Below are 25,468 nucleotides of genomic sequence, written 5' to 3'. Positions count from 1 at the left end.
GGCAATATGAAGAACATAACAGCAGTCTATTTTAGCCCTACGGGAGGAACCAAAAAGGCGTGTATGGCGCTGGCATCAGCCATGTCACAGGATGTGAAGGAGGTGGATCTCTGCACCTCTGACTGGGAATGGACATTCGGCCCCGGGGATGTGGTGATTGTGGGGATGCCGGTGTTTGGCGGCAGGATCCCCGGATTTGCGGCAGAGAAACTTAAGCATTGCCGTGGAAACGGGGCAGTGGCGGTGACCGCTGCGGTTTACGGCAACCGGGCGTTTGAGGACGCCCTTTTGGAACTGGACGACTGCCTGAAGGCGCAGGGGTTTCGGATCGCGGCCGGAACGGCTCTGCTGGCAGAGCACTCCATGGTGGGGGATATAGCATCAGGCCGCCCCGATGAGCAGGATATGGAGGATATCCGGTCATTTGCGGCAAGGATACTGGATAAGCTGCAGGAGGAGGGCTGGCAGGAACCTCAGGTTCCGGGAAACCGCCCTTACCGCGACTGGAAGCAGATGCCTGTGGTGCCGGTTACTAATGATTCCTGCACGGCCTGCGGCCGGTGCGCAAAACTGTGTCCCGCAGGAGCCATACCCCTGGATGCCCCTGGCACAACAAAGGCAGACCAATGCATACTCTGCATGCGCTGCGTATCCGTCTGTCCCACCCGGGCCAGAAGCCTTCCGGCCCCGGCCCTTTTAATGCTGGAGCAGAAACTGTCCCCGGTAAGGGAGATAAGGCGGGAGAATGAGCTGTTCTTGTAGGCTTATCTCTCAGGCTTTCCCCGAAAGCCTGCCCTGAAAGCCTGCCCTGAAAGCCTGCCCTGCGGGCTTAACCCTGGATGACCGGTTGGATCTGCCTGCCCTCCAGGGCTTCTTTTAATGTGTTTTCAATCAGCCCGGTGCGTGCGATCATGGAACTGGGTTTTTTTACCGGGTCATCCTGGCCAAAGGGGACAAAGTAAATGTTTTTTGAATTAAACAGTTCCCCTATATTTTTAAAGTTGATTCCCAGGGCATCGTTGGTGGACACGGAGATGACCAGGGGCTTGGCGTTTCTCAGATGGGCCTTTGCAGCCATGAGCACAGGGGTATCCGTGATCCCGTTGGCCAGCTTAGCCAGGGTGTTGCCTGTGCATGGGGCAATGAGAAGGATATCCAGATATGCCTTGGGACCAATGGGCTCCGCGTCCTCAATGCGCAGGATGGGATCATTTCCCGTGATATAGGTGATCCGGCTGATGAATTCACCCGTGTCCCCAAAGCGGGAATCCATGGTCTGGACATTTCCGGAGATAATGGGGTGGAGGATGGCTCCGGTTTCCTTCAGCTTCAGGATTTCCTGTTCTATTTTTGCAAAGGTACAAAAGGACCCGGTGATGGCCAGGCCAATGTGTTTTCCTTTTAATTCCATTGTAAACTCCTTTCTTACAGATGGTCCATAACCGCCTGGCACAGGATCCTTGCAGAGGTCATGGGGGAATAAATGCCGGGCAGCCCCGGGCACAGCTTTGCCCTGACAGCGTGTTTACGGCAGGTGTCAAAATCCACGCCCCCGGGAGCTGACGCTATATCAATGACAACGGCATCCGGCTGGATGCCCATGGCCAGCGGAGCGTCCAGGACCATGGCAGGTATGGTGTTGAATATAAAGTCAAAGGTATGGATATGGGGATCCAGGTCTTCCAGCAGCAGGGTGTCATAACCATGGCAGAAGGCATGGGCCAGTTTGTCTTTGCAGCGTCCGGCAACGGTTACCCGGGCATCCATGCCCTTTAATTTAGCGGCCAGGGCCTCGGCGCACCTTCCCCACCCGGTTACCAGGCAATTGCTTTGGTGAAGGTTCATGGGGCTTAGGGAAATGGCCTCGGCAATGGCGCCTTCGGCCGTGGCAACGGCATTTTTGCAGGCCACCTCATCCATTTTCATAAAATCATAAAAGGGAACACCTGCGGATACGCAGTGTTCCTTTACAGCAGCGGGGATGTTTCCTCCAAAGAGGACGTGACCTTGTCTCAGATGCTGCAGAAAACGTTTTATTTCCAGTCCGGAAAGCCGGTTGTGGGAATGGATGTTTTTCTGGTCCTTGGTAAATGGGACCGGGCAGAGGATAATATGGGAATGCTCCATTGCTTCCTGCAAGGAGAAAGAGAGGTCGGTTTCATAATATAGGGATATTTCATGGCCTGCCTGTTTCAGGAAGCGGGCCATGTAAAGCTGTCTGGGGTCGCCCCCCAGAATGAGGAATCGGTACATCAGATTCTCCTTTCATCTCGTCTCCCTTCCGCAGATTCCACAGCGCTGTTAAAAGGCCCCTGGGGCTGGCTGGAAGAGATTTGATCCATAGTTTTTTATATGTCTGAAGGAAATAAATGGTGAATGGTACCAATGAGGAATGTTTGTCATATTTTTAATAATATAGATTATGAATTGAAGGACAGATGCTTATGAAGCGCAGTATATTTGAAGGAAGTGCAGCGGCCGTGGTCACGCCCATGGATGAATACGGAAACCTGGACCTGGATGCCATGGGCAGGCTTTTGGACTGGCTGCTTGAGGAAAAGACAGATGCCATTGTGGTAAATGGGACCACAGGGGAATCCGCCACCCTGGATGACAATGAGAAGATGGAAGTGATCGGCTTTGTGATCCGGCATGTGAACGGGAGGGTTCCCGTGATCGCGGGTACGGGAAGCAACTGTACCGAGCACGCGGTAAAGCTTTCCAGGGAGGCGGAAAAACTGGGGGCAGATGCCCTGCTGCAGGTGACTCCCTATTATAACAAGGCATCCCAGGAGGGGCTGGTACGGCATTTTACCCAGGTAGGCGACCATGTGGGGATTCCCATGATCCTTTACAATGTGCCCAGCCGCACGGGCGTGACCATACAGCCTGAGACTTACCGGATCCTGTCTGAACACCCCAATATCAGGGGGGCCAAGGAAGCGGGCGGAAACATGTCAATGATTGCAAAGACAGCGGCCCTGTGCGGGGACGGATTTGATATTTACTCTGGAAATGATGACCAGACCATACCCATCATGGCACTGGGAGGCAAGGGTGTGATCTCCGTGCTGGCCAACATCATGCCCAGACAGACCCATGACATGTGCAGACTGTTCCTGGAGGGTAAGCTGGAGGAGAGCAGGAAAATGCAGCTGTACCTTCTGGATATCATGGAGGCGCTGTTCTGGGATGTGAACCCCATTCCCGTAAAAGCCGCCCTGTCCATTATGGGGATGTGTATGGACAGCTGCCGCCTGCCTCTCACACCCATGAAGGCCGGTGAGAAAGCAAAGCTGGAGGCGGTGATGAAGCGGTACCGGTAAGCGGTTCCTTTGACCGCGGCCCGGCCTTATAAGCCCTGTCTCATAGGTGAAAATCCCTTTGACATGGGTGGAAGGATATGGTATATTTTAAAGGTAAAGAGAATAACAGTTTGGAGCTTTCCATGAAAAGATAAAAAGCCGGCTATGACCAGAGTCCCAATATGGTCATGCCGGCTTGTTTATTAAAAGCGTTATTCTTTGAAAAATATAACGAGTGGAGGAAGAAAATGGAGAGGAAATGGGATGGAAAAGTAATGTTATTGGTTTGGGGAGGGCTGTTGGGGCTGGTTGCGGCCGTGCTTGCCTTTATGGGCAATCCGGGGAATATGGCGTTTTGTATTGCCTGTTTTATCCGGGATATAGCGGGAGCTGCAAAATTCCACACCGCAGCGGTGGTGCGGTATATGAGGCCGGAAATCGTGGGGCTTGTGGCAGGTTCCTTTGCCGTGTCAATGGCGGCTAAGGAATACCGGTCCACATCAGGCTCCTCTCCCATGATCCGGTTCCTACTTGGAATGGTGACCATGATAGGCGCCCTCATATTCCTGGGATGCCCGCTGCGGATGGTGCTGCGCATGGCGGCCGGTGATCTGAATGCTTATGTGGGACTGGCTGGGTTTGTTCTGGGAGCGGCTACAGGATGCTTTTTCCTGAAAAAGGGATTCAGCCTGGGGCGGGCATATGATACCAGGCCGGAGAGCGGATACATACTGCCGGTAATCCTTGTTGTTATGCTGATCCTCAGTGTTACCACCACATTGTTTGCAGTGAGTGCCGAGGGACCGGGAAGCATGCACGCGCCTGTTCTGATCTCGCTGGCCGGCGGACTTGTATTCGGAGCCGCTGCACAGCGGGCGAGAACCTGTTTTGCAGGCGGGATCCGGGACGTGATCCTTATGAAGAATTTTGATCTGCTCACCGTGATCGCAGGATTGTTTGTTGTTATGGCAGTGTACAATCTGGCCACGGGCGGTTTTAAACTGGGATTTGAAGGACAGCCGGTTGCTCATACCGAGGCTGTGTGGAATGTGCTGGGAATGTATGTGGTGGGATTTGCAGCCGTGCTGGCCGGAGGCTGTCCGCTGAGACAGCTGATCCTGGCCGGACAGGGATCAGGAGATGCTGCAGTCAATGTGGTGGGAATGCTGGTAGGAGCTGCGGTCTGCCATAATTTCGGACTGGCATCCAGCGGAACGGGCACCACTGCTGCGGGCAGGATCATGTGCGTTGTTTGCATTGTATTGCTGTTTGTTATTGGATTTTCATGCAAAGGAAAACAGGGAAAGTAGGAAGGGGAGGATCGTATGAGTGAGATTGATGTAAGAGGGCTTTCGTGCCCGGAACCGGTGCTGATCGTTATGGATGAGATGGACAAACATCCTGGTGTAAAACTGACCGTATTGTCTGATGCGGCCCATACCAGGGACAACATTGTGAAACTGGCAAAAGAATACGGAAGGGAAGCCGCCGTGGCCATGAGAGGCAGGGATATTGAGATAACCATTTTTTGAGATGGAGGCAGCCGTATGTGCCGACCATGTTTCCGTTGGATCAAGTGCTGTTTTAAGAGGAAAAACCATTTGCATAATGGACTGAATCTGCTATAATAGAAGCAGTGAAAGAATAGCAGTTTGGAGCTTTATGCGTATAAAAGTGAAAGCCGGCATTGGTCATTGTCTTATGAATGGCAGGTTCGGCTTTTTTCGTTGGAAACGTTATTCTTTTGAAAATATAACCAAGGAGGCCGCCAGATGAAACAGAACCAGCCGAACCAAGATCATCTGCACTATGGCATATCACTGAAACTGTATTTTGAAAACAAGGCATTTGGCCCTGGAATGTCCGCACTGCTTCGGGGAGTGGAGGAGACAGGATCCCTCCAGGGGGCTGCACAGGGCATGAACATGGCCTACAGCAAGGCATGGAAAATGTTGAAGGAGTCTGAAAAGGCATGGGGATTTCCTCTGACGGAACGTGAGACCGGCGGTAAAGATGGAGGAGGTTCCACCCTTACCGTCCAGGCGGTCCGGCTGCTGGAGGCATATGACTCCTTTATGAAGGAGGCCAGGGAGGAGCTGGACCGTTTGTTTGAAAAGCATTTTTCACAGGATATGGTAGAGAAACTTAAAAACAGTTAAATGAGTCCCTTTGCCGGGGCTTATGACAAGGAGGAAGGAACGTGAAACAGGAAGAGATCGTATTTTGTAAAGGGGGAGGGTGTACGGCCAAGCTTGGACCGGGAGCGCTTGCAAAGGTACTGGACAAACTGCCCAAGACCTATGACCCCAATCTGCTGATCGGCTATGAAGGGTCGGATGATGCGGCTGTCTATAAACTGACGGATGATCTTGCCATGGTCCAGACGCTGGATTTTTTCCCTCCCATGGTGGAGGACCCATATGTTTTCGGGCAGATCGCGGCAGCCAATGCCCTGAGCGATATCTATGCCATGGGCGGTGATGTGAAGACAGCCCTTAATATTGTGTGTTTTCCTGAGGCCATGGATCTGAATATACTGGGAAAGATCCTCTTAGGCGGCAGTGAAAAGGTAAAGGAAGCAGGCGGTGTCCTGGCAGGGGGCCACTCCATTGCGGATGCGGACGTGAAATACGGTCTGTCCGTTACCGGGACCATTCATCCGGACAAGGTGTTTGCCAACAGCGGATGCCGGGAAGGGGATGTGCTTCTTCTCACCAAGCCTCTGGGCGTGGGGATCGTGTGCACGGCTTCCAGGGTAGGGGAAAAGACCGGCGCTGCCATGGATCTGGCTGTGAAGTCCATGACCAGCCTGAACAGGTATGCCTCAGAGATCGTAAGGAAATACAGGGTCCACGGCTGTACGGATGTGACAGGCTTTGGTTTCCTGGGACATCTGTGCGAGATGCTGGGAGACAGCTACACGGCTCTGATCCATAAGGACAGGATTCCCTTTATACCGGGGTGTGAGGCGTATGTGGAGGAGTTCTATATCACGGCGGCCGGGCAGAGAAACCGGAACCATGTGGGGGCCAAGGTGGAGTTTGTGGACTGCAGTTTTGCCCTGGAGGAAATCCTGTATGATCCTCAGACGTCAGGAGGTCTTCTTGTATCCATGGAACGGCAGGATGCAGACAGGGCGCTGGAGGAGCTTCGGGGCCTGGGCTTGCCCTGTGGCATGGTCGGGGAGATACAGGCCAGGGGTGAAAAGGCAGTGGTTGTGAGTTAAGCAGTGACCGTGGGCCTGCAGAGCCAAAGGCGAAAAGGCAGTGGCCGTGGGCTGACAGGGAGTAGGGCGGCAGATAGTAAGAGAGGAAGGAAAAGCATATGAAATTAGACGAACGTGGCAAGCAGTGTCCGTTGCCGGTGATCGATACAAAAAAGGCACTGGACAGCAGCAGTGACGGGGAAATCGTAGAGGTTTTGGTGGACAACGAGATCGCGGTCCAAAATCTGCGCAAGATGGCGGACCACAAGGGGCTTGTGTCATCCTATGAAAAAATCGGCGACAGGGAGTTTCAGGTAAAGATTACGGCCAAAGGCCGGGAAGCGGGGGGCGCCGAAGATCTTAAGTCCCAGTCAAATGAGGGAGCGGCAGACGGATCCATGGAAGAAAACAGTTCTTTGGAAGATATTGCCTGCCAGCCGGACAGCAGAAGAAAGGGCATGGTCGCGGTCATCTCCTCCAATCTTATGGGTCAGGGGGACGAGACCCTGGGCGGGATCCTGATGAAGGGGTTTGTATACGCATTGACGCAGCAGGACAACCTGCCTGAGGCCGTGCTTTTGTATAACAGCGGCGCTTATCTTTCCTGCGAGGGCTCTGATAACCTGGAGGATCTAAAGGAGCTGGAAGCCCAGGGAGTGGAGATACTTACCTGCGGCACCTGCTTAAACCATTATGGGTTGGGAGACAAGCTGAAGGTGGGCGGCGTCACCAATATGTATGAGATCGTGGAGCGTATGACAGGAGCAAGGCTTCTGGTGCGCCCCTAAGGAGCATGGACCAAACATGCTCTAACACATGGAAGGATATGAATTGAAATGATGACAGACAGGAAGAAACAACTGATCGTGGTAAGGGGCGCGGGAGATATTGCCACGGGGACCATACACCGGCTACACCGCTGCGGCTACCCCGTGCTTGTGCTGGAAACCGGGTTTCCCTCAGCGATCCGCAGGTGCGTGGCTCTGTCGGAAGCTGTATATGACGGAACTGCGGAAGTGGAGGGGGTTACCTGTATCAAATGCGCCGGCTATGAGGAAGCGTGTGCCGTGCTGGAACAGGGAGATGTTCCGGTCATGATCGATGAGACATGCCGGGTGCTGGAACAGGTGAGACCCTGGGCCCTGGTGGATGCCATACTGGCCAAGAAGAATCTTGGGACCACAAGGGATATGGCGGACAAGACCATTGGGCTGGGCCCCGGATTTACTGCAGGACAGGATGTGGATCTTGTGATCGAAACCATGAGGGGGCATAATCTGGGCAGGATCATTGGAAACGGAACGGCTGAGCCCAATACCGGCATACCGGGCGTCATAGGCGGCTTCGGAGCGGAACGTGTCATCCATTCTCCGGCCAGGGGGATTTTCTTTGGAAAAGCCCTGATCGGCGATATGGTGGAGAAAGGACAAAGGATCGGAACCATTGTCACCGGCCAGGGGGAGGTGTCTGTGGAAGCATCCCTCACAGGTTTGCTGAGAGGGATCATAAAGGATGGATATCCTGTGGTCAAAGGATTTAAGATCGCAGATATCGATCCAAGAAAAAGCGAGTATGAAAACTGCTTTACCATTTCGGACAAAGCCAGATGCATTGCAGGCTCTGTTCTGGAAGGTCTGCAGATGCTGGAAATGAAACAGGGGTATTGATCATGATCTATTTAGATAATGCGGCGACATCATATTACAGGCCGGATACCGTGGCCGAGGCAGTGGCCCAGGCCATACGGACCATGGGAAACTGTTCACGGGGCGCCTATGAGGCCGCCCTTACAAGCGCCAGGGCCGTGTATGGGACAAGGGCTCTGGTGTCAGAACTGTTCCATGGGGAAGGTCCTGAGCAGGTTGCCTTTACCGCCAACTCCACAGAGAGTCTGAACATAGCCATAAAAGGAGTGTTGGAGCCCGGGGACAGGGTGGTGGCCACGGTTCTGGACCACAACAGTGTTCTGCGTCCCCTCTATGAGATGGAAAGACAGGGCGCAGAGCTGGTAATTGTGGGATGCACGGATGAAAAGGACAGGGGATGCCTGGATTATGGGGCCATGGAGGCGGCTATCCGGCCGGGGACCAAGGCGGTGGTGTGCACCCATGCCTCCAATCTGACAGGTAACCTGGTAGATATCCGCAGGATCGGCGGGTGGTGCAGGAAGGCAGGAGCCCTGTTTATTGTGGATGCTTCACAGACAGCCGGGGTATTTCCCATTGACATGGAACGGGATATGATCGATATCCTTTGTTTCACCGGCCATAAGGGGCTTATGGGCCCCCAGGGCACAGGGGGGATGTGCGTCAGGAAGGGAGTAGGGATCAGGCCGCTCCTGTCCGGCGGGAGCGGTATTATGACGTATTCCAGGACACATCCGGACAGTATGCCCACGGCACTGGAAGCCGGAACCCTGAATGCCCACGGTCTGGCAGGACTTCGGGCCTCCCTGACCTATATCAGGGAGCAGGGCGTGGATGAGATCCGGGAAAAGGAGATCGCGCTGATGCGGCGTTTCTATGACCAGGTAAAAACCATTCCCGGCGTACGGATCTACGGCGATTTTGAACAGGAGCAGAGGGCTGCCGTGGTGGCCCTGAACCTGGGGGATGAGGATTCAGGGGAGGTCAGCGATTATCTTGCCCAGGAGCACGAGATCTATACCCGCTCGGGCGGGCACTGTGCCCCTCTCATGCACGAAACCCTGGGAACCAGGGAACAGGGGGCTGTCAGATTCAGCTTCTCGCATTTTAACAGGGAGGAAGAAGTTGACATGGCCTGTCTGGCTCTCAGGGCCTATTAAGGGGGCTGTTGGGCGTAAGGCGGCTTAAGGATATCAGGACTTAACCAGAGTGTTATCCGGCACAGACCGCGCATTTTTCCTCAAGGATCTCTGTGAGGGCTGTGCCGCTGCTGGTGTGGCAGCGTACAATCTCCGTACCGCTTCCCACCTCGTCCAGGGCGCAGCGGATCATCTTATGGGAGACAGTGTTGGTGAACAGAACCAGAAGGTCCGGTTTCCCGATCTGTTTGTCCAGGCTGGCGCTCATCTGGGTAAATACCTTTGCTTTGCATTTGTAATTCTTACAGATCTTTTTGTACTGACTGACCATGCGGTCGTGTCCTCCGATAATGACAACGCTCATAAAAATTCCTCCTACTTATTTGTGGTGATCCTGTATAATGGGCGTCATATTCCATATAACGCTTGCTGCATGTGGATAGGTGTTCCAAATAGTTAGCTTAAACTAACTTATGAAAATATCATACAATATAGCCATGGAAATGTCCAGCCCCTTATTTGAGAATGTTTATCACAACCGGCGCATAGAATAGATCTTAGTTGTGTTTTCACAGCCAAAAACATATGGGGGAAGAAGGATAGGTTTACATAAATCAAAAAGTGTGCTATACTATATAAATACCCCGTAAACAGTTGAACAGAACGTGTTCAGAAAGGTGGGACTTTGTTCAAAAAAGGAGCGAATATCCTCTATGGAACAGTGGGCGTATGCCAGATAGAGGATATATCTAAAACTGATTTCTCAGATAACGACAGACTGTACTATTATCTTGTACCAAGATTTGAGAAAGAGACCACGATCTACATTCCGGTAAACAGTGATAAGGTAAAGATGAGGGAAATTATGACCCGTCAGCAGGCGGAACGCTTTGTGACGGCCTGGCCCTCTGTACAATGTAAAAAGTATGCCAGCGACAGGGAAAGACCGCAGGCGTACAAGGAAGTACTCCAGTCCGGCGACTGCCTGGAGCTGGCATCCATGATCAAGGAGATCGCCAACATGGAGCAGTCCCGCAGGGGAAATGGAAAGATGCTGTCCATAAGGGAGAGGGATGGTGTGAAATGTGCCCGTAAGCTTTTGTTCGGGGAACTGGCGGCTGCCCTTGATATCCATCCGGAGGAGGTGCCGGATTATATCCAGGACCAGACCGGATGCAGCACCGGAACGATATGATGATTTTATATTTCATTTTTCCGTGACCTGTGGTAGAATCTTGAGTTGGAAATAACAGTGACCGAACTCAGGAAAGGTGGCAGGTGAGATGGAAAAAAGGATCTATACCCGTGGACAGATGTCGGAGGCTGTTTCAACGGGTATTTTTCTGACTTTATCCGGCGGATTTCAGGATGCTTACACGTATTATTGCAGAGGCGGTGTGTTTGCCAATGCCCAGACAGGCAACATTGTCCTTATGGGAAGCCATCTGGCTTCCAGGGAGTGGGGGATGGCTTTCCGTTACATGGCGCCCGTGGCGGCATTTGCCTGCGGCGTATATATGGCCGAACACATCCGGCGCCAGCATAAGCATAACCGGCAGTTCCACTGGAGGCAGATGGTGGTGGCCATTGAGATCATCCTTTTGTTTCTGGTAGGATTTATGCCGCAGTCTATGAATATGGCTGCCAATATCGCGGTATCCTTTGTGTGCGCCATGCAGGTCAATGCGTTCCGCAAAATTAAGGGAAGTCCTTATGCCACCACCATGTGTATCGGGAACCTGCGCAGCGGTACGGAGCATTTTTACACATACCGCCATACAAAAAGCCCGGAGAGCCGCGATCAATGCATCCGGTACTATGGGGTGATTGTTATTTTCCTGGTGGGTGCCGTATTGGGAGCCGTGCTCACCGCCCGGCTGGCTGAGAAGACCATATGGGTCAGCTGCGGCCTGCTTTTGATCAGCTTCCTTATCATGTTCCTGCAGGAGGACATGGGGGAACGTGAGAGGACACAGTAAGGGGCCGGCAAAACCATAAGATATATGTTAAAAGCACACGGGAGGGCAGGTGACTGCCCTCCTGATGTGCTTTTATCTTACTACACCTGTAACAATTGCAACATATGTGATATACACTTCTGGCATGTTCCTTCATTTCCCACTACAATCAAGCTACAGGGAGAACGTAACCATTAACAGGCAAAAACGGAAATGTAAGGAGGAAAATGTAAATGGTATTACCTCAATTCGAGTATCTGGCTCCTAAGACCATAGGGGAGGCATGTAATCTGCTCCTTGAGCTTGGAAGCCCGGCAAAAGTCATGGCAGGAGCAACGGATCTGATCCCGCCCATGAAAGACAAAGCGATTTTGCCGGAGTATCTCATTGATCTGAAGAAGATCCCGGATCTGGATTATCTGGAATATGATGAAAAGGAAGGGTTAAAGATCGGCGCACTGACAACCCTGCGCACCATTGAGACCTCACCTTTGGTAAAAGAAAAGAACCCGGCTGTGGCCCATGCCGCCAAGGTAGTGGCTTCCACACAGATCAGGGCAAAGGGCACCATGGCGGGAAATATCTGCAATGCTTCCCCCTCCTGTGACACGGCGCCCAACCTTTTGGCCCAGGGGGCAAAGATCTTAGTACAGGGGCCCAACAAGGACCGTATCATTCAGGCGGAGGATTTTTTCCTGGGTGTAAAGAAAACCTCACTGGAACCGGGGGAGATCGTAACAGGGATTGTGATCCCGCCCCTGGCAGAGAATGAAAGGGCTGCTTACATAAAACACGCTGTGAGAAAAGCCATGGATCTGGCCATTATCGGTGTTGCGGTTAAGATCAAGGTGGAGGACGGCATATGCACGGATGCGCATATCGCCCTGGGCGCAGTGGCAGCCACACCTATCCGCGCCCCCAAGGCAGAGGAGGCTCTGATCGGCAAGGCCCTTACCGATGAGGTTATTGTAAAGGCATCGGAGGAGGCCATGGATTCCTGTCATCCTATTTCTGATATCCGTGCATCAGCCGAATACCGCAAGGATATGATCCGTGTATTTACCAAGCGTGCCGTCAGGCAGGCCATGGAATGTTTATAGGGAGGGCAGGAAAATGAAGCATAGTATAAGTTTAACCGTTAACGGAGACTGCGTTGACGCCGTTGTGAAAGATAACCTGACACTGCTGGATTTCCTTCGTGACCAGCTGTTTTTAACCGGTACAAAAAAAGGATGTGAGGAAGGGGAATGCGGCGCATGTACGGTTATGCTGGACGGGAAAACGGTCAATTCCTGCTGTACCCTGGCCGTGGAGTGCGATGGCCATGACATTATCACCGTGGAAGGCATTGCAGAGAACGGAATGCTCCACCCCATCCAGAAGCAGTTTATTGAAAAGTGGGCCATGCAGTGCGGTTACTGTACCCCGGGCATGATCATGTCCGCCAAGGCATTGCTGGATGTTAACCGTCATCCCACGGAACTGGAGATCCGGGAAGCCATTGAGGGCAACCTGTGCCGATGTACCGGCTATGCCAAGATCGTGGAGGCGATCCAGGCTGCCGCCGCACAAATGAACTGGGAGGAGGAATCAGAGAATGCATAAAGACTGTGACAAACATTATTTTAAAAAGCCGGAATTCTACCGTCTCACCGGTGAGAATCATTATGTGAGGATTGACGCGGAAGACAAAGTGACGGGCCACGGCCAGTATGTGGGCGACATCATGTTTCCGGATATGCTGACCGGCAAGATGGTGAGAAGCCCCTATGCCTCGGCCAGGATCCTTTCCATTGACACCAGCGAAGCCGAAAAGCTGCCGGGTGTAAAATGTATCCTCACGGCAAAGGACTTTGAGTGGAAGTCCTTGGTGGGCAACGGAGAGTTTGCCGCTGAATTTGCAGACAAGGAAGTACTTTGCTCCGAGAAGGTCCGCCAGGTAGGGGATGATGTGGCGGCAGTGGCGGCAGTGGATGAGGAGACGGCCCAGAGGGCGGTTGACCTGATCAAGGTGGAGTATGAGGTGCTTCCGGGTGTATTTGATCCCTTTGAGGCCATGGAGGAAGGCACTCCCGAGGTCAACTGGGAGGGCAAAGGACTTCACAATATCGGTATGCAGTCCGTGATGAAGGCGGGCACGGACATTGACCAGGAGTTTGACAACGCGGGCTATGTACAGCACAGGGATTACAAGACCCACCGTATGGTCCATGCGGCCATGGAGCCCCACGGCGCGGTGGCCACGTTCAGAAACGGCACCTATACCATCTGGATGTCCACGCAGATGTCCTATGTGGACCAGTTCTGGTATGCCCGCTGCCTGGGCGTGGGGGAGAACCAGGTGCGCGTGATCAAGCCGCTGGTAGGCGGCGGATTCGGAGGAAAGCTGGATTCCTATTCCTTTGGACTCTGCGCTGCCAAGATGTCGGAACTGACCGGACGGCCTGTGCGTATGATCCTGTCCCGTGAGGAGGTATTCCAGACCACACGTAACCGCCATCCCATCTATATGCACATTGACACTGCCTTTGGCGCGGACGGAAAGCTGCTGGCGAAAAAATGCTACCATGTGCTGGACGGCGGCCCCTACGGCGGTTCCGGTGTTGCGGCCTGCGCCCAGTCCACACTGTGGGCCAACTTCCCATATAAGATGAATTCCGTGGATTTCCTGGCAAGACGTGTGTACACCAACAACCCGTCAGCCGGTGCCATGAGGGGCTACACGGCGTGCCAGGTGCATTTTGCCCATGACCTGAATATGCAGTTTGCAGCGGACCAGATGGGGATCGACCCGGTTAAGTTCCGTAAGATGAGCGCGGCGGACCCTGGATATGTGGCTCCCGCGGGGCTGGCTATTACCAGCTGCGCTTACAAAGAGACTTTGGATACGGCTGCCAGGGAAATTGGCTGGTATGATAAAAAGGATCAGATGAAAAAGGGCGAGGGCATTGGCTTTGCCGGAACCGGATTTGTATCCGGAACCGGATTCGCGGTGCTGGAAGCTCCGAACCAGAGTTCTGCGTGCGTGACACTGCGCATGAACAAGCGGGGCATGGCAACTCTTTACATTGGTTCCCATGATATCGGCCAGGGCTCAGATACGGTCATGACAGCGATCGTGGCAGAGGAACTGGGCCTTCCCATGGATATGGTAAAGACATTCATGTCCGATACCTTCCTGACACCCTGGGATTCCGGTTCTTACGGAAGCCGTGTTACCTTCCTTGCGGGAAATGCTGCCCGCCGCGCTGCCGTGGATGCAAAGCGCCAGCTGTTTGAGGTGATCGCTCCCATGTGGGGTGTGATGCCTGAAACACTGGAGTGTCTGGACGGCAAGGTGATCAGCAAAGAGAACGCAGAGCTTCAGATGCCCATTGGGGACGCCATGTTTAAGTATATGACCGTTAAGGGAGGCGATGAGCTGGTGGGTATCGGCTCATATTACCACCGCACCGACAATTCCCAGTACAATGGTACCAATACCACCAACTACGCGCCGGCTTACAGTTTTTCCACAGGAGCGGCCCATCTGACCGTGGATGAGGAGACAGGCGTGCTGGATATCGATGAGTTTGTATTTGCCCATGACTGCGGCCGCGCCCTGAACAAGAGGGCTGTGGAAGGCCAGCTGGAGGGTTCCATCGGCATGGGACTTGGATATGCGGTCTACGAGCACAACGTGACCAAGGAGGGCAAAATATTAAATCCTAATTTCCGTGATTACCGCCTGCCAACCGCCCTTGACATGCCGAAGATGCGTACCTTTTACGATTTTACACCGGATGAGGAAGGACCTCTGGGTGCAAAGGAAGCAGGGGAAGGCTCGGCAGCGCCGGTGGCGCCTGCCATTGCCAATGCGGTCAACATGGCTACCGGTGTATATTTTACGGAGCTTCCACTGGATCCCGAACATATCTGGAGAGCGCTCCATGGACTTAAGGATGACAGGAATTCCAAATAAAGGGCCGGCGTGACCTTCATTCAGGGGATAAACCCGCCGCAAAGGTGGGGGCCGAGGAGACTCCGGGAGTACACCTTAGAAAAGCGGAGGTTGACTTTGTCAACAAAAGAAGGCGGCTCTATGCCGCCTTTTTAACATTACGGGGATTGCACTGCGGCGGAAGGGAAGATGCCGCTGAAGCGACCGTCCGCAGGCGGAGAAGCCTGCGAGCAGGATTCTTTGTTTCATTCAGTACAGGAACTCTGCCCCAAAGGCAGGGAAAAGAACAAGTAAAGGGGAGAATGTATATGGGACACCAGTTAAAGAAGATGCGCCTGCCGGGCGGTATGGAAGCGGAAGAGAGGGCCTGCGGGGATTATGTCTGTCGATACTGTAAGGGAAAGGCCACGGCCTGTAACTTCGTAGCGGATATGTGCCTTCAGGTATATGCCCGCCACAACGGGCTCTGCGGCGCCTATGTTGAATCCGATCAATATGTGGGATATGTTACGGACTGTACGACCTGTACCTATGAGGGACTGGCCGGGGACTGCCGGTTTGGGGATCAGGGATCAGCCGCCCATGGCTGACGCTCATACCGGTGACAAAATAACAGCCTGCGGGAAACAGGTATTTCCCGGCGGCTGTTGTTTTTGTACCAGCATCAACTGTGACGGCAGTGACAGCAGGAATCATGCATTCACATTCTGGGGTGAATGGGGGGATTTCAGCTCCCCCACGGAGGAGCGCGCGATTTTTATGGCGGCTTTTGTCACAAAGAACGCAAATATGTAGCTTATGATAAACATAATAGGCCAGTCGTGTATCACGCTCTGGGTATATACTGCTGAAACACTGGGGATAAAGCCGGCTGCAGCGGCTGCCTCTATCTCCGGATTGTTAAAGACATTGACAGCGGTGAGCACAAGGGTGGCCGTGGTGTTAAAGAACAAGGTGGCCACAAAGTTTTCAAGGAGTACATGGGGCAATGTCTCGGGCTTCAGCCCCATTTTCCTGCCAAGGGCAAAGGACCAGTCCGTGAGGGGAAAGATCATGCCTGTCAGGGAGATCACAAGGAATGCGGTTCCCCAGTTCTTAACCAGCAGCGGCACTGTGAATGTGAGTTTGTCTACGAAGATTGCCGAGGTAGCCATGATCAGGGAGATGCAGATGGCTACCACGGATGATATGATCATACCAAAATGATTTTTGTAAAAATTCATAAAATACGTCCTTTCTGGTCTTTAATACAAAGCTTGGCGGTATGGATCCGCCATTCGATTTCTTTACAACCAGGGTTGGATAGCCGATACAAAGCGCTGCACAGGCCGGCAGACCTGTATCGGTGTTTCGTTTATACCCCCTAAATACTTTCTTTTCCTATCCCTCCTTAATCGTGGTGAACCAATGATGGACACCGTTTTATGGCGGCGGGCAGCGCCCTTTACCATCCATAAATGCGGTTAAAAACCAGGAGAACGCACAGGGTTTGTTTTCAGCCGCATCCTTTGCCGAATGAGATCATGGGTGCACAGGATTGAGTTACGGGTGCACGATCATAAGGGTGTCATCCAGTCCGCCAGCAGGCAGCATCAGCAGGGCGCCGTATTTGGCTTCCAGGTCCTCCACTGCCTTGGCAACGCCTCCGTATCCCACGTGGCGGCCTCCCTTTAGCAGGATAACGCCGCCCCGGGCCATGCGCGGAAAAAAGAATTCCAGTCCGGAAAAGGTGGGATTGTACAGGCAGGCATCCATATAAACCAGCGCAAATGTCTCATCCTCCATGTCAAAGGCGGTTTCAGGAAACCAGCCCTTTTTAATGATTACCTGTTCTTTTACCGGCATGCGCTCCATCAGTTTTTCTTCGTCCGCACCGGAGAACTGGCCGGCTTCTGCATTGGAACATGCGAGCTCCTGTTCTTTGGCGGTATCCCTTGGGTCAAATCCCTCAAAGGTGTCAAAGAGATAGAGCCTGCGGTCAGGCATCAGGGCATTGAGCTGCCAGGAGGTATCTCCGCGGTAACATCCCAGCTCCGCCACATTTCCCTCTATGCAAAGGCCTGTAAGCCGGCGGCAGATACGGCGCAGAACATTGCAGGTGGCGGAAAACTGCTGGCAAAGGTCCCGGATAAAGATGAGGTCGTTTAAAAATCCTGCCCGGATCGCCATGTATTGCAGTGCATGGCTTTTCTCAGGGTCCGTGGTGGCGATGACAATGATATCCGGCTGAAGGGCCACAGCCAGGTCAATGGGCATCACAGGCATGCCCTGGATCTCCTCCTTTAGCTCTCCTTTTTCCAGATCGGAGAATACGTTCCAGGTTTCAGCCCTGGTATCTCCCAGACCCACCAGTTTCATTTCACGTGGATTCAGCATATCCGCCACAGCCATCCCCATACTGTCGGCTCCAAGAATTACAACGGTCTTCATTTTCCAGCCCTCCTTGTCATCTATTTAACAATATTGTAGGGCGGCCAGGGGGAAAGGGCAAGTAGTGCAGGTCACACCTGATGCTATATTACATTTGTTGTTTGGCTTTCATCTGTAACCTGCCATACTTAATTATGGGGAAATGAAATGATATCATAGAAACATGATCTGACACATCCGGTGTGACGGGGAAACGGCCGGAAATACGGTGTACTCTCGGAATCTCCTGGAGTACACCACGAAAAACAGGAGGAAACTATGGACAAGGTTTCAATATGGATTAACGGGGTTGAGCGGAAATTTATCATTGGCGATGCGCAGGGGTGCGTCAAGCCTTCCGAGACGCTGGTCCACACGCTCAGGGACCGGCTGGACCTGACCGGCACCAAGATCGGATGTGACCACGGGGCATGCGGAAACTGTACGGTCATTTTAAACGGCGATCCGGTGGCATCCTGCATGATCTTAACGGCCGACTGCCAGGGGGCAGAGGTGACCACCATTGAGGGCCTGGAGGACCAGGACACAGGGGAGCTGAGCATACTACAGCAGGCATTTGTGGACAATTCCGCGTTCCAGTGCGGATTCTGCACTCCCGGCATTGTGATGTCCGCAAAGGCGCTTTTAGACAAAAATCCCGATCCCACCAGGGAGGATATCAGGGAGGCGCTGTCCGGCAATTACTGCCGCTGCATCAGCCATTACCAGGTGGAGGCTGCCATTGAGGACGCCATCAGGAGAATGAAGGATCTCAGAGCAAAGGGGGAGGCATAGTATGGGAGACAACAATTACAGATACATAGGCAGGCATGTAAACCGTGCAGACGGACGGGAGCTGATCTCCGGCCGCCGCCAGTTCATCGATGATGTCCGTATTCCCGGCATGCTCACGGCCAGGGTACTGAGAAGCCCTTATCCCCATGCCAATATCGTGGACATCCACGTAGAAAAGGCAAAGGCCCTTGCGGGAGTTAAAGCGGTACTGACTTATAAGGACGCCCCTGACTGGAAATGCGGACTGCCGCAGCACAGGAGAGTGCTGGACCGCAGGGTGCGTTTCACTGGGGACAGTGTGGCGTTGGTGGCTGCAGAAACCCTGGAGGCCGCTGACGAGGCATGCAAGCTCATAGAAGTGGAATATGAGGAGCTTCCCTTTGTATTGGACTGCGAGGAGGCGATCAAACCGGAGGCACCCCAGCTCTATGAGGAATTTCCGGGAAATGTCCTTCCAAAAGTCACACCATTTTCAGAGGAGCCCTTTAATCAGATCCATGTGGGGGATGTTGAGAAGGCCTTTGAAGAAGCAGCCTATGTGGCGGAGGGATATTACTGCTATGACAAGCTGCCACACCCCCTTCCGCCTGAATCACCTGGTGTGATCGCGCAGTGGACCAGTCCCAGCGCGGTAACCCTTTATTATAACGGCGGCGCACCCCATCTTCAGAAGTTTAACACGGAAGCATCCATTCCGGGGGTGGCGGTGCGGGTGATCGCATGCCATTCCGGCGGTTCCTACGGCAGCAAGCAGCTGATCCCCCATCTGGCCCTTCAGGCCATTGCCCTTGCACGTGAGACGGGCAGGGCTGTAAAGCTGATGATGGACCGTACGGACCATATGCTGTCCTATGAACTGCGCCAGGGAAGCCGTATCCGCGGCAAGGTGGGGATCACAGAGGATGGTATCATAAGTGCCATACAGGGCATGTGGTATATTGATTCAGGCATGTCCTCCACCTATGCCCAGGCAATGACCGCGGTAGGGCTGGGGGAAGCCCAGGCATTCTGCGGAAAATGCAAAAACTGGGATCTGGATACCATGCTGATCGCGACCAACCACAGTTCCCAGGCCCCCATCCGCGGTTTTGGCGGCCAGGAGTTAAAGGGCGCTTTGATCCCGCTTGTATGTACCGCCATCCGGGCAGCCCATATGGACCCCTATGAGGTGTTTAAGAAAAACTTTGTAAAGGCAGGGGATTCCTACATATGGCGTGATTACAAGTGGTGGGAGGTGCGTTCCGTGGACTTTACCGCCGCATTTGAGGAGTCAGCTGCCAAATTTGGATGGAAGGATAAATGGAAGGGATGGGAGGTTCCCACCTGGGTCAGTGAAGACGGAAAGCGTGCCATCGGCGTGGGCGTAGGGGTGCACGGCAATGCGGATATCGGGGAAGACCCTACGGAGGGATTTGTAAAGCTCCATCCCTTTGGAAGCGTGACCGTGGAAATGTGTATCGGAGAAACAGGAGGCGCCCAGCGCCATGCCATCCAGAAAATGGTTGCCGAAGTCATGAAGGTTCCCTTTGACGGTGTCCAGCTGGTGAATTCCGATACCCACGGCACAGGATATGATGCGGGAATGATCGGTTCAAGGGGAACTATTACCATGGGAACCTGTGCGGTCAGAGCTGCCAATGATGCCAGAAAGAAGCTGCTTAAGATGGCGGCGGAGAAACTGCACATGGGTGTGGATGACCTGGATACGGAGGATTTTCTGGTATTCCCCAAGGCTGATCCGCAGATGCGCCTGCCATGGATCGCTATTACAGGAACACCTGAGATGACCATCACCGGCATGGGACTTTACCAGCAGAACTTTGACAAACCCAACTTTGCCCTGTACTTTGCGGAGGTGGAGGTGAACCTGGAGACAGGGGAGGCAAAGCTGCTCCGTGCCCTGGAGGGTACGGATGTGGGACAGATCATTGACCCGGTGAATGTGCGGATGCAGGCTGAGGGATCCTTTGGCGCAGCGGGCGCGGATACAGCCCTGTTTGAGGAAATGGTCATGGACAAAAAGCTGGGCCGGTTTGTCAGCGGCAATATGATTGACTATAAATGGCGTACCTTTAATGAATTTCCGCCTTTTGACACGGTGATCCTGGAGGGACAGTTTGACACGGAATCCTTCCACGCATTGGGATTTGGTGAGATCAGCGGTTCACCCGCGCCCTCCGCCATCCTGATGGCAGTTTCCAATGCCATTGGAACGGAAGTAAAGGAATATCCCACCACGCCCACCGTTGTGTTAAAAGCCATGGGAAAGATCAAATAGAGAGGGAGGTATACCATGAAACAGTTTGAGCATGTAACTGTATCCAGCTTCGAGGAAGGGGCGAGGATCTTAAAGGAGGGCAAGGGAAAGCGTCAGGCCATGGCCGGGGGCTCGGATCTGCTTGGTATCTATAAGGACGGGATCCTGAAAACACACCCTGAGACAGTGGTGAATCTGAAGCAGATACCGGAATTTGACACACTTGAGGAAACGGACGGCTGGCTGGACATCGGGGCCGGATGCAAACTGAACAGGATAGCCGGGGACCGGGCAGTGAAGGATCTGTGCCCTGCACTGGCAGAGGCCGCCTATTCGGTTGCTTCCCCGCTGATCCGTTCCATCGGCACCGTGGGAGGAAATATATGCCAGGACGTGCGATGCTGGTACTACAGATACCCGGATACCATGGGAGGAGCGCTGGACTGCAAGCGAAAAGGGGGCAAAACCTGCTATGCTATCAATGGGGAGAACCGCTATCATTCCGTGTTTGGGGGAATGGCCTGTCATGGTTCCCCATGTGCCGGATCCTGTCCGGCGGGTACCGATGTGCCGGCTTATATGGCAAGACTGAGAAACGGGGACTGGGATGGGGCTGCCAGGATCATTATGGAGTATAACCCCATGCCCATGATGACCTCCCGTATCTGTCCCCATCCTTGCCAGGACGACTGCAACCAGTGTACATACGGCGACAGTGTGAACATCCATGGGGTGGAGCGGTCCCTGGGAGATTATATCCTGGAACACGCCGACATCTACTATGCAGCCCCGGAACATGAGACAGGAAAGACGGTCTCCATTGTGGGCGCAGGTCCGGGCGGATTGTCTGCAGCCTATTATCTGCGCAGGTCCGGCCACCAGGTGGTGGTATATGACCGCATGGAGAAGGCAGGAGGTGTGCTCCAGTACGGCATTCCCCACTACCGCCTGCCAAAGCATATAGTGGATGCATATGTGAAAGCGCTGGAACATATGGGAGTAGAGTTCAGGCTTGGCGTCCACGTGGGAAAGGATATCACCTTAGAGGAGATCAGGAAAAACTCCCACAGGGTGTACGTGGGGACCGGCGCCTGGAAACAGCCTGTGCTGGGTCTGGAGGGAGAGAACCTGACCCAGTTTGGCCTGAACTTCCTGGTGGAAGTCAACACATATCTGGAAAAGGCCATTGGAAGCCAGGTACTTGTATGCGGGGGCGGAAACGTGGCAATGGATGTGGCCCTTACCGCAGCCAGACTGGGAGCTAAGCATGTGAATCTGGTCTGTCTGGAGCAGGAACATGAGATGCCTGCCACGCCGGAGGAGGTTGCAAGGGCAAAGGAAGAGGGGGTGGAGATCTATCATGGCTGGGGCCTGGGAAAAGTGGTCACGGACAAAGACAAAAAGGTCACCGGCCTGGCAGCTAAAAAATGCCTGTCTGTTTTCAACGGGGAACACCGCTTTGCCCCTGTATATGAGGAGACGGAGCAGACATTCATCGAGGCAGATACCATCATATTGGCAACCGGCCAGAGGGTGGACCTGGATTTCCTGGGAGAGCGGTTTGGGGAACAGCTTAAATCCGCCCGAGGGCTGATCGAGGCCGACCTGGAATCCTTCCGGACAAAAGAGGAGGGAATCTATGCAGGCGGAGATGCTGTTACCGGACCTGACATTGCCATCCGCGCCATCCTTGCGGGGCGTGTGGCAGCTGCGGGGATGGACCGGGAGCTGGGAGAAAAGGGAAGGATGATGCCAGGAGGGGATCCTGTTTCGGATGCCGGTTCGCCCCAGGCGGATCCATGGCTGCACTTTGACCCCAAAGCAGTGGAAGAGGAGGCGGCCCATAAGCTGGCGGAGGTTTCCCCGGAGGAGAGAACGCTGACAGGGGAGGACACGGCTTCCTTTGACCGGGAAACGGCCCAGGCCGAGGCGGGGCGCTGTATGAACTGCGGCTGTTATGCGGTGAGTCCATCGGATATAAGCCCGGTGCTTGTGATGGCAGGAGCAAAGATCATAACAACAGAGCGCACCTTGACGGCACAGGAACTGCTGACAAGGGAACTGACCGTACAGGATATCCTGGAACCGGGGGAACTGGTAAAGGAGATCCGGGTACCAAAGCTTAAGGGTGAGATGCATTATGATAAAAAGCGTGTGAGAAATGCCATTGATTTTGCTATTGTTTCCCTTGCGTCCTGCCTGGAGGTAGGGGATCATGTAATAAGGGATGCCCGGATCGTGTTTGGAGGCGTTGCGCCAATACCGTACCGTATGCCGGAGGTGGAGGAGTTCCTCAGAGGAAAAAGGGTGACGGAAGAGATGGCAGAAGAGGCAGCCGCGCTGGCTGTTCGGGATGCTGTTCCCATGGGGAAGAATGAGTACAAATTATTCATGATAAAGGAGCTGCTGGTAAATGCTGTCTTAAGGGCAGACAACAAACAGTAAAGGGAAAATTCAGTCCGTGATGAAGGGATAAAACTGTCCGTCATCACGGACTCCGGCTTTCCTCATCCTCAGGCTGGTGCTTAGGATGATATCCCTGCCGGTACAATCAAGATTGATCCACAGGGGATAAAAGCCCTCTTTCCATGTAAAAAGATGCAATACCTCATTGAAGGTACAGGTCCTCTGCCTTGGGAGAAAGAGAAGTCTCATCATATCATCTGCAGAGGAGTAGTTTTTGTTTTTCTCCATAACAGGGCACACGGTGAAAAGACGATGCTGGTAATCCTTTATGCCCATGTGGGTGCAGGCATGGATGAAATGCTGTTTGAAATCAATGTTGTCCATTTTGTCCCTCCAGATATGTGCCGGTCAGGAAGATGAGCCGTCCTGAACTGTTACTGTCTGTATTAAAAATACACTATAAGACAAACAAAATCAAGTAAGAAAATGCGGCCGTTTAAGGCCGCACGATCACAGCGCTTCCATGAAGGTCGCAAAGGGGGACCAGTACAAGAGGATGGCGGCATTTCTCATAGTCCTCAACCGCCTGGCGTGCTCCCTGGAAGCGTTCATTGTTATAATCATGGAGAAGGATCATGCCTCCGGGGGACAGACGGGGATAAAAGTACTCCAGCCCGGATAAAAGGGGGGCGTAGAGGTCTGCATCCAGACTGACCAGTGCATAGTTCTCATCCTCCAGACCCTGTGCAGTTCCCGGAAAATACCCTTTACGTATCACTGCGTTTTGGGGAAACGGAAGACGGTTCAGTACGGCTGTTTCACTTGTATCCGAAAATTCACCCTTTCTTGCCCGGGAACATCCAAGGGCTTCCTCCTTCTCAATATCCCGCGGATCAAATCCCTCAAAGGTATCAAACAGATACAGCCTTCTGTCAGGAAACAGCGCGTTCAGTTTCCAGGCGGTATCCCCTTTATAGACCCCCAGCTCCGCTATATGGCCGGGGATTTTCTGGCAGTGAAGACGCTTGGCCATCTGGTTTAAGGTAGCGCTCCTTATGTCAAACTGCTCATAAAGGTCCCGGAGAAGAATAAATTCTCCGTGGAAACCAGAGTGGACCGCCTGGCTCTTTAACTGTCCGGACCGTGCCGGGTCCGTAACGCCCGTGATGATATAGTCAGGTTCCAGGCGCACTGCCTGGTCCACGGAAAGAATGGGAACATCTGCCGGGAATCCCCTTTCCTGTTTCTCTGTTTTGTTTAAATGATAGAGGGACGGATCATTATCTCCAAATCCCACTAATTCCATATATTCCGTATTAAGAAGCCTGGATATCCCCCGTCCAAACTGGCCCGCGCCCAGGATGATGACAGTTTTCATCGTTCCCTCCCATTGGTCTTCCGCCTTTTCAGGCGGTGATTATATTCTCTCTGTATAACATAATACTGGAAACTGTAAAAGAAATCAATGCTACCATTATAGCACTTACATCACCTGTAAATATTTGATATAATGTAGCATATACTACTGGTTGTTAAAAACATGACAGTGTTATAATATTGTTAAAACGAAACGGGAAATTTTGGGGCTGTTGTAGTGAAAATTCACAAAAAGAGAGGGTGGGTTGGGTGAATCAAGTACCGAGTGCTGCTGTGCAGATGCCGCATGCAAACTTTGTCTCGCGTCTGTTGTATCTTCCAAGGGGAATATCCAGGCTGGAAAAGCTGGGACAAAAGAAATCATTTCCCAAGAACCATATGCTAGTCCAGGCGGGAACCAGGACCAACTATTGCTACATTGTAAAAAAGGGCAGGGTGGCTGCCTTTGAAACCACTGTGACGGGGGAGGAAAGGATCTATAATTTCAATGAAAGCAATTCCATTGTTCTGGAAGGAAACCTTCTCTTTGACCAGGAATCCCCTGTGAATTTTAAGACGGTCCAACCGTCAGAATTAGTCTGTATCACCAAGGAGATGCTGCTGGAGGGGATTGCCGGCGATCCGCAGCTGGCCATGGATATCATGGAATCCCTTTCCACCAAGTTCCTGTCCGCAATGGAGCAGGTACGGCATACGAATTTTCACAATGCCGGGTGGAAAATCTGCGATCTCCTTCTTATTTTTGCGGAGCACTACGGCGTGCCCTATGACGGGAAGATCCTGATCAAGGAAAAGATAAGCCAGCAGCTGCTCTCCAACCTGCTGGGAATAAACCGCGTTACGGCGGTGAGGGCCATCAAGGAGCTGAAAGAGATGGCGCTGATCGAACAGATCAATGGATTTTATTGTATCAGGAGCCTGGAGCAGCTGAAGCGGCACCAGGAGCGGATCTGCCAGTGATTGTGATAACTGGCAGCAATAAGCTGAATATGGCTCGGACAGGCCATTTCCGGAATGATGTATAACTGGAA

At 53.0% G+C, this 25,468-nt stretch carries 26 protein-coding genes; 19 read left to right on the top strand and 7 right to left on the bottom strand.

The features are described from left to right. Positions 1-6: 6 nt before the first annotated feature. Positions 7-762 (top strand): EFR1 family ferrodoxin, encoded by a 756-nt coding sequence (locus CLFS41_RS28150; RefSeq protein WP_045094250.1) that lies wholly within the window; start codon positions 7-9, stop codon positions 760-762. A 67-nt stretch (positions 763-829) separates the two neighbouring features. Here CLFS41_RS28150 and CLFS41_RS28145 read toward each other — a convergent pair whose 3' ends face one another. Both CLFS41_RS28145 and dpsA read right to left on the bottom strand, forming a co-directional pair. Then, entirely contained in the window at positions 830-1,411 is a 582-nt protein-coding gene (locus tag CLFS41_RS28145) for a dipicolinate synthase subunit B (protein WP_007860301.1), read from the bottom strand. A 14-nt stretch (positions 1,412-1,425) separates the two neighbouring features. Beyond that, the gene (gene dpsA, locus CLFS41_RS28140; RefSeq protein WP_045094249.1) at positions 1,426-2,253 is read right to left on the bottom strand and encodes a dipicolinate synthase subunit DpsA; all 828 of its coding nucleotides are present in this window, start codon (positions 2,251-2,253) and stop codon (positions 1,426-1,428) included. A gap of 191 nt (positions 2,254-2,444) precedes the next feature. Here dpsA and dapA point away from each other — a divergent pair, with 191 nt between their 5' ends. From dapA to CLFS41_RS28100, 8 genes are all read left to right on the top strand, one after another. Further along, entirely contained in the window at positions 2,445-3,326 is an 882-nt protein-coding gene (dapA, locus tag CLFS41_RS28135; protein WP_007860299.1) for a 4-hydroxy-tetrahydrodipicolinate synthase, read from the top strand. Between the two features lie 227 nt (positions 3,327-3,553). Beyond that, entirely contained in the window at positions 3,554-4,615 is a 1,062-nt protein-coding gene (yedE, locus tag CLFS41_RS28130) for a YedE family putative selenium transporter (RefSeq protein WP_045094248.1), read from the top strand. A gap of 15 nt (positions 4,616-4,630) precedes the next feature. Beyond that, positions 4,631-4,837: a sulfurtransferase TusA family protein gene (locus CLFS41_RS28125; RefSeq protein ID WP_007860297.1), complete on the top strand. Its 207-nt coding sequence runs from the start codon at positions 4,631-4,633 to the stop codon at positions 4,835-4,837. A 240-nt stretch (positions 4,838-5,077) separates the two neighbouring features. Then, entirely contained in the window at positions 5,078-5,464 is a 387-nt protein-coding gene (locus CLFS41_RS28120; protein ID WP_045094247.1) for a LysR family transcriptional regulator, read from the top strand. 41 nt (positions 5,465-5,505) lie between these two features. Beyond that, complete coding sequence (gene selD / locus CLFS41_RS28115; RefSeq protein WP_045094246.1) at positions 5,506-6,531, top strand: selenide, water dikinase SelD; 1,026 nt, start codon at positions 5,506-5,508, stop codon at positions 6,529-6,531. Positions 6,532-6,629: 98 nt separating this feature from the next. Further along, positions 6,630-7,298 carry a sulfurtransferase-like selenium metabolism protein YedF gene (yedF, locus tag CLFS41_RS28110; RefSeq protein WP_045094245.1) on the top strand — a complete coding sequence of 223 codons (669 nt, stop codon included), beginning with the start codon at positions 6,630-6,632 and terminating at the stop codon, positions 7,296-7,298. 48 nt (positions 7,299-7,346) lie between these two features. Then, on the top strand, positions 7,347-8,177 hold the full coding sequence (gene yqeB / locus CLFS41_RS28105) for a selenium-dependent molybdenum cofactor biosynthesis protein YqeB (protein WP_007860293.1): 831 nt from the start codon (positions 7,347-7,349) through the stop codon (positions 8,175-8,177). Positions 8,178-8,179: 2 nt separating this feature from the next. Next, entirely contained in the window at positions 8,180-9,316 is a 1,137-nt protein-coding gene (locus CLFS41_RS28100) for an aminotransferase class V-fold PLP-dependent enzyme (protein ID WP_045094244.1), read from the top strand. A 52-nt stretch (positions 9,317-9,368) separates the two neighbouring features. Here CLFS41_RS28100 and CLFS41_RS28095 read toward each other — a convergent pair whose 3' ends face one another. Further along, a complete protein-coding gene (locus CLFS41_RS28095; protein WP_007860291.1) occupies positions 9,369-9,659 on the bottom strand; it encodes a DUF2325 domain-containing protein in 291 nt (96 codons plus the stop codon). A gap of 321 nt (positions 9,660-9,980) precedes the next feature. Between CLFS41_RS28095 and CLFS41_RS28090 the strand changes: the two genes are divergently transcribed. From CLFS41_RS28090 to CLFS41_RS28065, 6 genes are all read left to right on the top strand, one after another. Continuing rightward, a complete protein-coding gene (locus CLFS41_RS28090; RefSeq protein WP_007860290.1) occupies positions 9,981-10,490 on the top strand; it encodes a CarD family transcriptional regulator in 510 nt (169 codons plus the stop codon). Between the two features lie 88 nt (positions 10,491-10,578). Next, positions 10,579-11,274 (top strand): YoaK family protein, encoded by a 696-nt coding sequence (locus CLFS41_RS28085; RefSeq protein WP_007860288.1) that lies wholly within the window; start codon positions 10,579-10,581, stop codon positions 11,272-11,274. A gap of 212 nt (positions 11,275-11,486) precedes the next feature. Then, the gene (locus CLFS41_RS28080; protein ID WP_045094243.1) at positions 11,487-12,353 is read left to right on the top strand and encodes a xanthine dehydrogenase family protein subunit M; all 867 of its coding nucleotides are present in this window, start codon (positions 11,487-11,489) and stop codon (positions 12,351-12,353) included. Positions 12,354-12,366: 13 nt separating this feature from the next. Continuing rightward, the gene (locus tag CLFS41_RS28075) at positions 12,367-12,858 is read left to right on the top strand and encodes a (2Fe-2S)-binding protein (protein WP_045094242.1); all 492 of its coding nucleotides are present in this window, start codon (positions 12,367-12,369) and stop codon (positions 12,856-12,858) included. Continuing rightward, complete coding sequence (locus CLFS41_RS28070) at positions 12,851-15,214, top strand: molybdopterin cofactor-binding domain-containing protein (protein WP_045094241.1); 2,364 nt, start codon at positions 12,851-12,853, stop codon at positions 15,212-15,214. The genes CLFS41_RS28075 and CLFS41_RS28070 overlap by 8 nt, the downstream gene beginning before the upstream one ends. 287 nt (positions 15,215-15,501) lie before the next feature. After that, the gene (locus CLFS41_RS28065; RefSeq protein ID WP_007860284.1) at positions 15,502-15,783 is read left to right on the top strand and encodes a hypothetical protein; all 282 of its coding nucleotides are present in this window, start codon (positions 15,502-15,504) and stop codon (positions 15,781-15,783) included. 102 nt (positions 15,784-15,885) lie between these two features. Here CLFS41_RS28065 and CLFS41_RS28060 read toward each other — a convergent pair whose 3' ends face one another. Continuing rightward, positions 15,886-16,416: a hypothetical protein gene (locus tag CLFS41_RS28060; protein WP_007860283.1), complete on the bottom strand. Its 531-nt coding sequence runs from the start codon at positions 16,414-16,416 to the stop codon at positions 15,886-15,888. A 319-nt stretch (positions 16,417-16,735) separates the two neighbouring features. Next, the gene (locus tag CLFS41_RS28055; RefSeq protein WP_045094240.1) at positions 16,736-17,623 is read right to left on the bottom strand and encodes a TylF/MycF/NovP-related O-methyltransferase; all 888 of its coding nucleotides are present in this window, start codon (positions 17,621-17,623) and stop codon (positions 16,736-16,738) included. A gap of 258 nt (positions 17,624-17,881) precedes the next feature. Between CLFS41_RS28055 and CLFS41_RS28050 the strand changes: the two genes are divergently transcribed. Genes CLFS41_RS28050 through CLFS41_RS28040 form a run of 3 tightly spaced genes read left to right on the top strand, consistent with a single transcriptional unit; the run spans position 17,882 to position 23,099 of the window. Continuing rightward, a complete protein-coding gene (locus CLFS41_RS28050) occupies positions 17,882-18,397 on the top strand; it encodes a (2Fe-2S)-binding protein (protein ID WP_007860281.1) in 516 nt (171 codons plus the stop codon). Position 18,398: 1 nt separating this feature from the next. After that, positions 18,399-20,675 (top strand): xanthine dehydrogenase family protein molybdopterin-binding subunit, encoded by a 2,277-nt coding sequence (locus CLFS41_RS28045; protein ID WP_007860280.1) that lies wholly within the window; start codon positions 18,399-18,401, stop codon positions 20,673-20,675. 15 nt (positions 20,676-20,690) lie between these two features. Further along, the gene (locus CLFS41_RS28040) at positions 20,691-23,099 is read left to right on the top strand and encodes an FAD-dependent oxidoreductase (RefSeq protein ID WP_045094239.1); all 2,409 of its coding nucleotides are present in this window, start codon (positions 20,691-20,693) and stop codon (positions 23,097-23,099) included. A gap of 9 nt (positions 23,100-23,108) precedes the next feature. Here the strand turns inward: CLFS41_RS28040 and CLFS41_RS28035 are convergent, their stop codons facing one another. Both CLFS41_RS28035 and CLFS41_RS28030 read right to left on the bottom strand, forming a co-directional pair. Further along, positions 23,109-23,444 carry a hypothetical protein gene (locus CLFS41_RS28035; RefSeq protein ID WP_007860278.1) on the bottom strand — a complete coding sequence of 112 codons (336 nt, stop codon included), beginning with the start codon at positions 23,442-23,444 and terminating at the stop codon, positions 23,109-23,111. Positions 23,445-23,556: 112 nt separating this feature from the next. Beyond that, positions 23,557-24,438 (bottom strand): TylF/MycF/NovP-related O-methyltransferase, encoded by an 882-nt coding sequence (locus CLFS41_RS28030; protein ID WP_045094238.1) that lies wholly within the window; start codon positions 24,436-24,438, stop codon positions 23,557-23,559. A gap of 248 nt (positions 24,439-24,686) precedes the next feature. On the opposite strand from CLFS41_RS28030, the gene CLFS41_RS28025 reads away from it, so the two are divergent. Beyond that, positions 24,687-25,397 (top strand): Crp/Fnr family transcriptional regulator, encoded by a 711-nt coding sequence (locus tag CLFS41_RS28025; protein ID WP_045094237.1) that lies wholly within the window; start codon positions 24,687-24,689, stop codon positions 25,395-25,397. Positions 25,398-25,468: the final 71 nt, after the last annotated feature.

The sequence above is a fragment of the Clostridium sp. FS41 genome, from assembly GCF_000954015.1.
Taxonomy (GTDB): Bacteria; Bacillota; Clostridia; order Lachnospirales; family Lachnospiraceae; genus Enterocloster; species Enterocloster citroniae.
This window is presented reverse-complemented; position numbering and strand designations above follow the sequence as displayed.

Excerpts from the sequence above, each read along its gene's own strand:
- CLFS41_RS28150 (WP_045094250.1), top strand. The coding sequence starts at position 7 with ATGAAGAACATAACAGCAGTCTATTTTAGCCCTACGGGAGGAACCAAA.
- CLFS41_RS28145 (WP_007860301.1), bottom strand. The coding sequence starts at position 1,411 with ATGGAATTAAAAGGAAAACACATTGGCCTGGCCATCACCGGGTCCTTT.
- dpsA (WP_045094249.1), bottom strand. The coding sequence starts at position 2,253 with ATGTACCGATTCCTCATTCTGGGGGGCGACCCCAGACAGCTTTACATG.
- dapA (WP_007860299.1), top strand. The coding sequence starts at position 2,445 with ATGAAGCGCAGTATATTTGAAGGAAGTGCAGCGGCCGTGGTCACGCCC.
- yedE (WP_045094248.1), top strand. The coding sequence starts at position 3,554 with ATGGAGAGGAAATGGGATGGAAAAGTAATGTTATTGGTTTGGGGAGGG.
- CLFS41_RS28125 (WP_007860297.1), top strand. The coding sequence starts at position 4,631 with ATGAGTGAGATTGATGTAAGAGGGCTTTCGTGCCCGGAACCGGTGCTG.
- CLFS41_RS28120 (WP_045094247.1), top strand. The coding sequence starts at position 5,078 with ATGAAACAGAACCAGCCGAACCAAGATCATCTGCACTATGGCATATCA.
- yedF (WP_045094245.1), top strand. The coding sequence starts at position 6,630 with ATGAAATTAGACGAACGTGGCAAGCAGTGTCCGTTGCCGGTGATCGAT.
- yqeB (WP_007860293.1), top strand. The coding sequence starts at position 7,347 with ATGATGACAGACAGGAAGAAACAACTGATCGTGGTAAGGGGCGCGGGA.
- CLFS41_RS28100 (WP_045094244.1), top strand. The coding sequence starts at position 8,180 with ATGATCTATTTAGATAATGCGGCGACATCATATTACAGGCCGGATACC.
- CLFS41_RS28095 (WP_007860291.1), bottom strand. The coding sequence starts at position 9,659 with ATGAGCGTTGTCATTATCGGAGGACACGACCGCATGGTCAGTCAGTAC.
- CLFS41_RS28085 (WP_007860288.1), top strand. The coding sequence starts at position 10,579 with ATGGAAAAAAGGATCTATACCCGTGGACAGATGTCGGAGGCTGTTTCA.
- CLFS41_RS28080 (WP_045094243.1), top strand. The coding sequence starts at position 11,487 with ATGGTATTACCTCAATTCGAGTATCTGGCTCCTAAGACCATAGGGGAG.
- CLFS41_RS28075 (WP_045094242.1), top strand. The coding sequence starts at position 12,367 with ATGAAGCATAGTATAAGTTTAACCGTTAACGGAGACTGCGTTGACGCC.
- CLFS41_RS28070 (WP_045094241.1), top strand. The coding sequence starts at position 12,851 with ATGCATAAAGACTGTGACAAACATTATTTTAAAAAGCCGGAATTCTAC.
- CLFS41_RS28065 (WP_007860284.1), top strand. The coding sequence starts at position 15,502 with ATGGGACACCAGTTAAAGAAGATGCGCCTGCCGGGCGGTATGGAAGCG.
- CLFS41_RS28060 (WP_007860283.1), bottom strand. The coding sequence starts at position 16,416 with ATGAATTTTTACAAAAATCATTTTGGTATGATCATATCATCCGTGGTA.
- CLFS41_RS28055 (WP_045094240.1), bottom strand. The coding sequence starts at position 17,623 with ATGAAGACCGTTGTAATTCTTGGAGCCGACAGTATGGGGATGGCTGTG.
- CLFS41_RS28050 (WP_007860281.1), top strand. The coding sequence starts at position 17,882 with ATGGACAAGGTTTCAATATGGATTAACGGGGTTGAGCGGAAATTTATC.
- CLFS41_RS28045 (WP_007860280.1), top strand. The coding sequence starts at position 18,399 with ATGGGAGACAACAATTACAGATACATAGGCAGGCATGTAAACCGTGCA.
- CLFS41_RS28040 (WP_045094239.1), top strand. The coding sequence starts at position 20,691 with ATGAAACAGTTTGAGCATGTAACTGTATCCAGCTTCGAGGAAGGGGCG.
- CLFS41_RS28035 (WP_007860278.1), bottom strand. The coding sequence starts at position 23,444 with ATGGACAACATTGATTTCAAACAGCATTTCATCCATGCCTGCACCCAC.
- CLFS41_RS28030 (WP_045094238.1), bottom strand. The coding sequence starts at position 24,438 with ATGAAAACTGTCATCATCCTGGGCGCGGGCCAGTTTGGACGGGGGATA.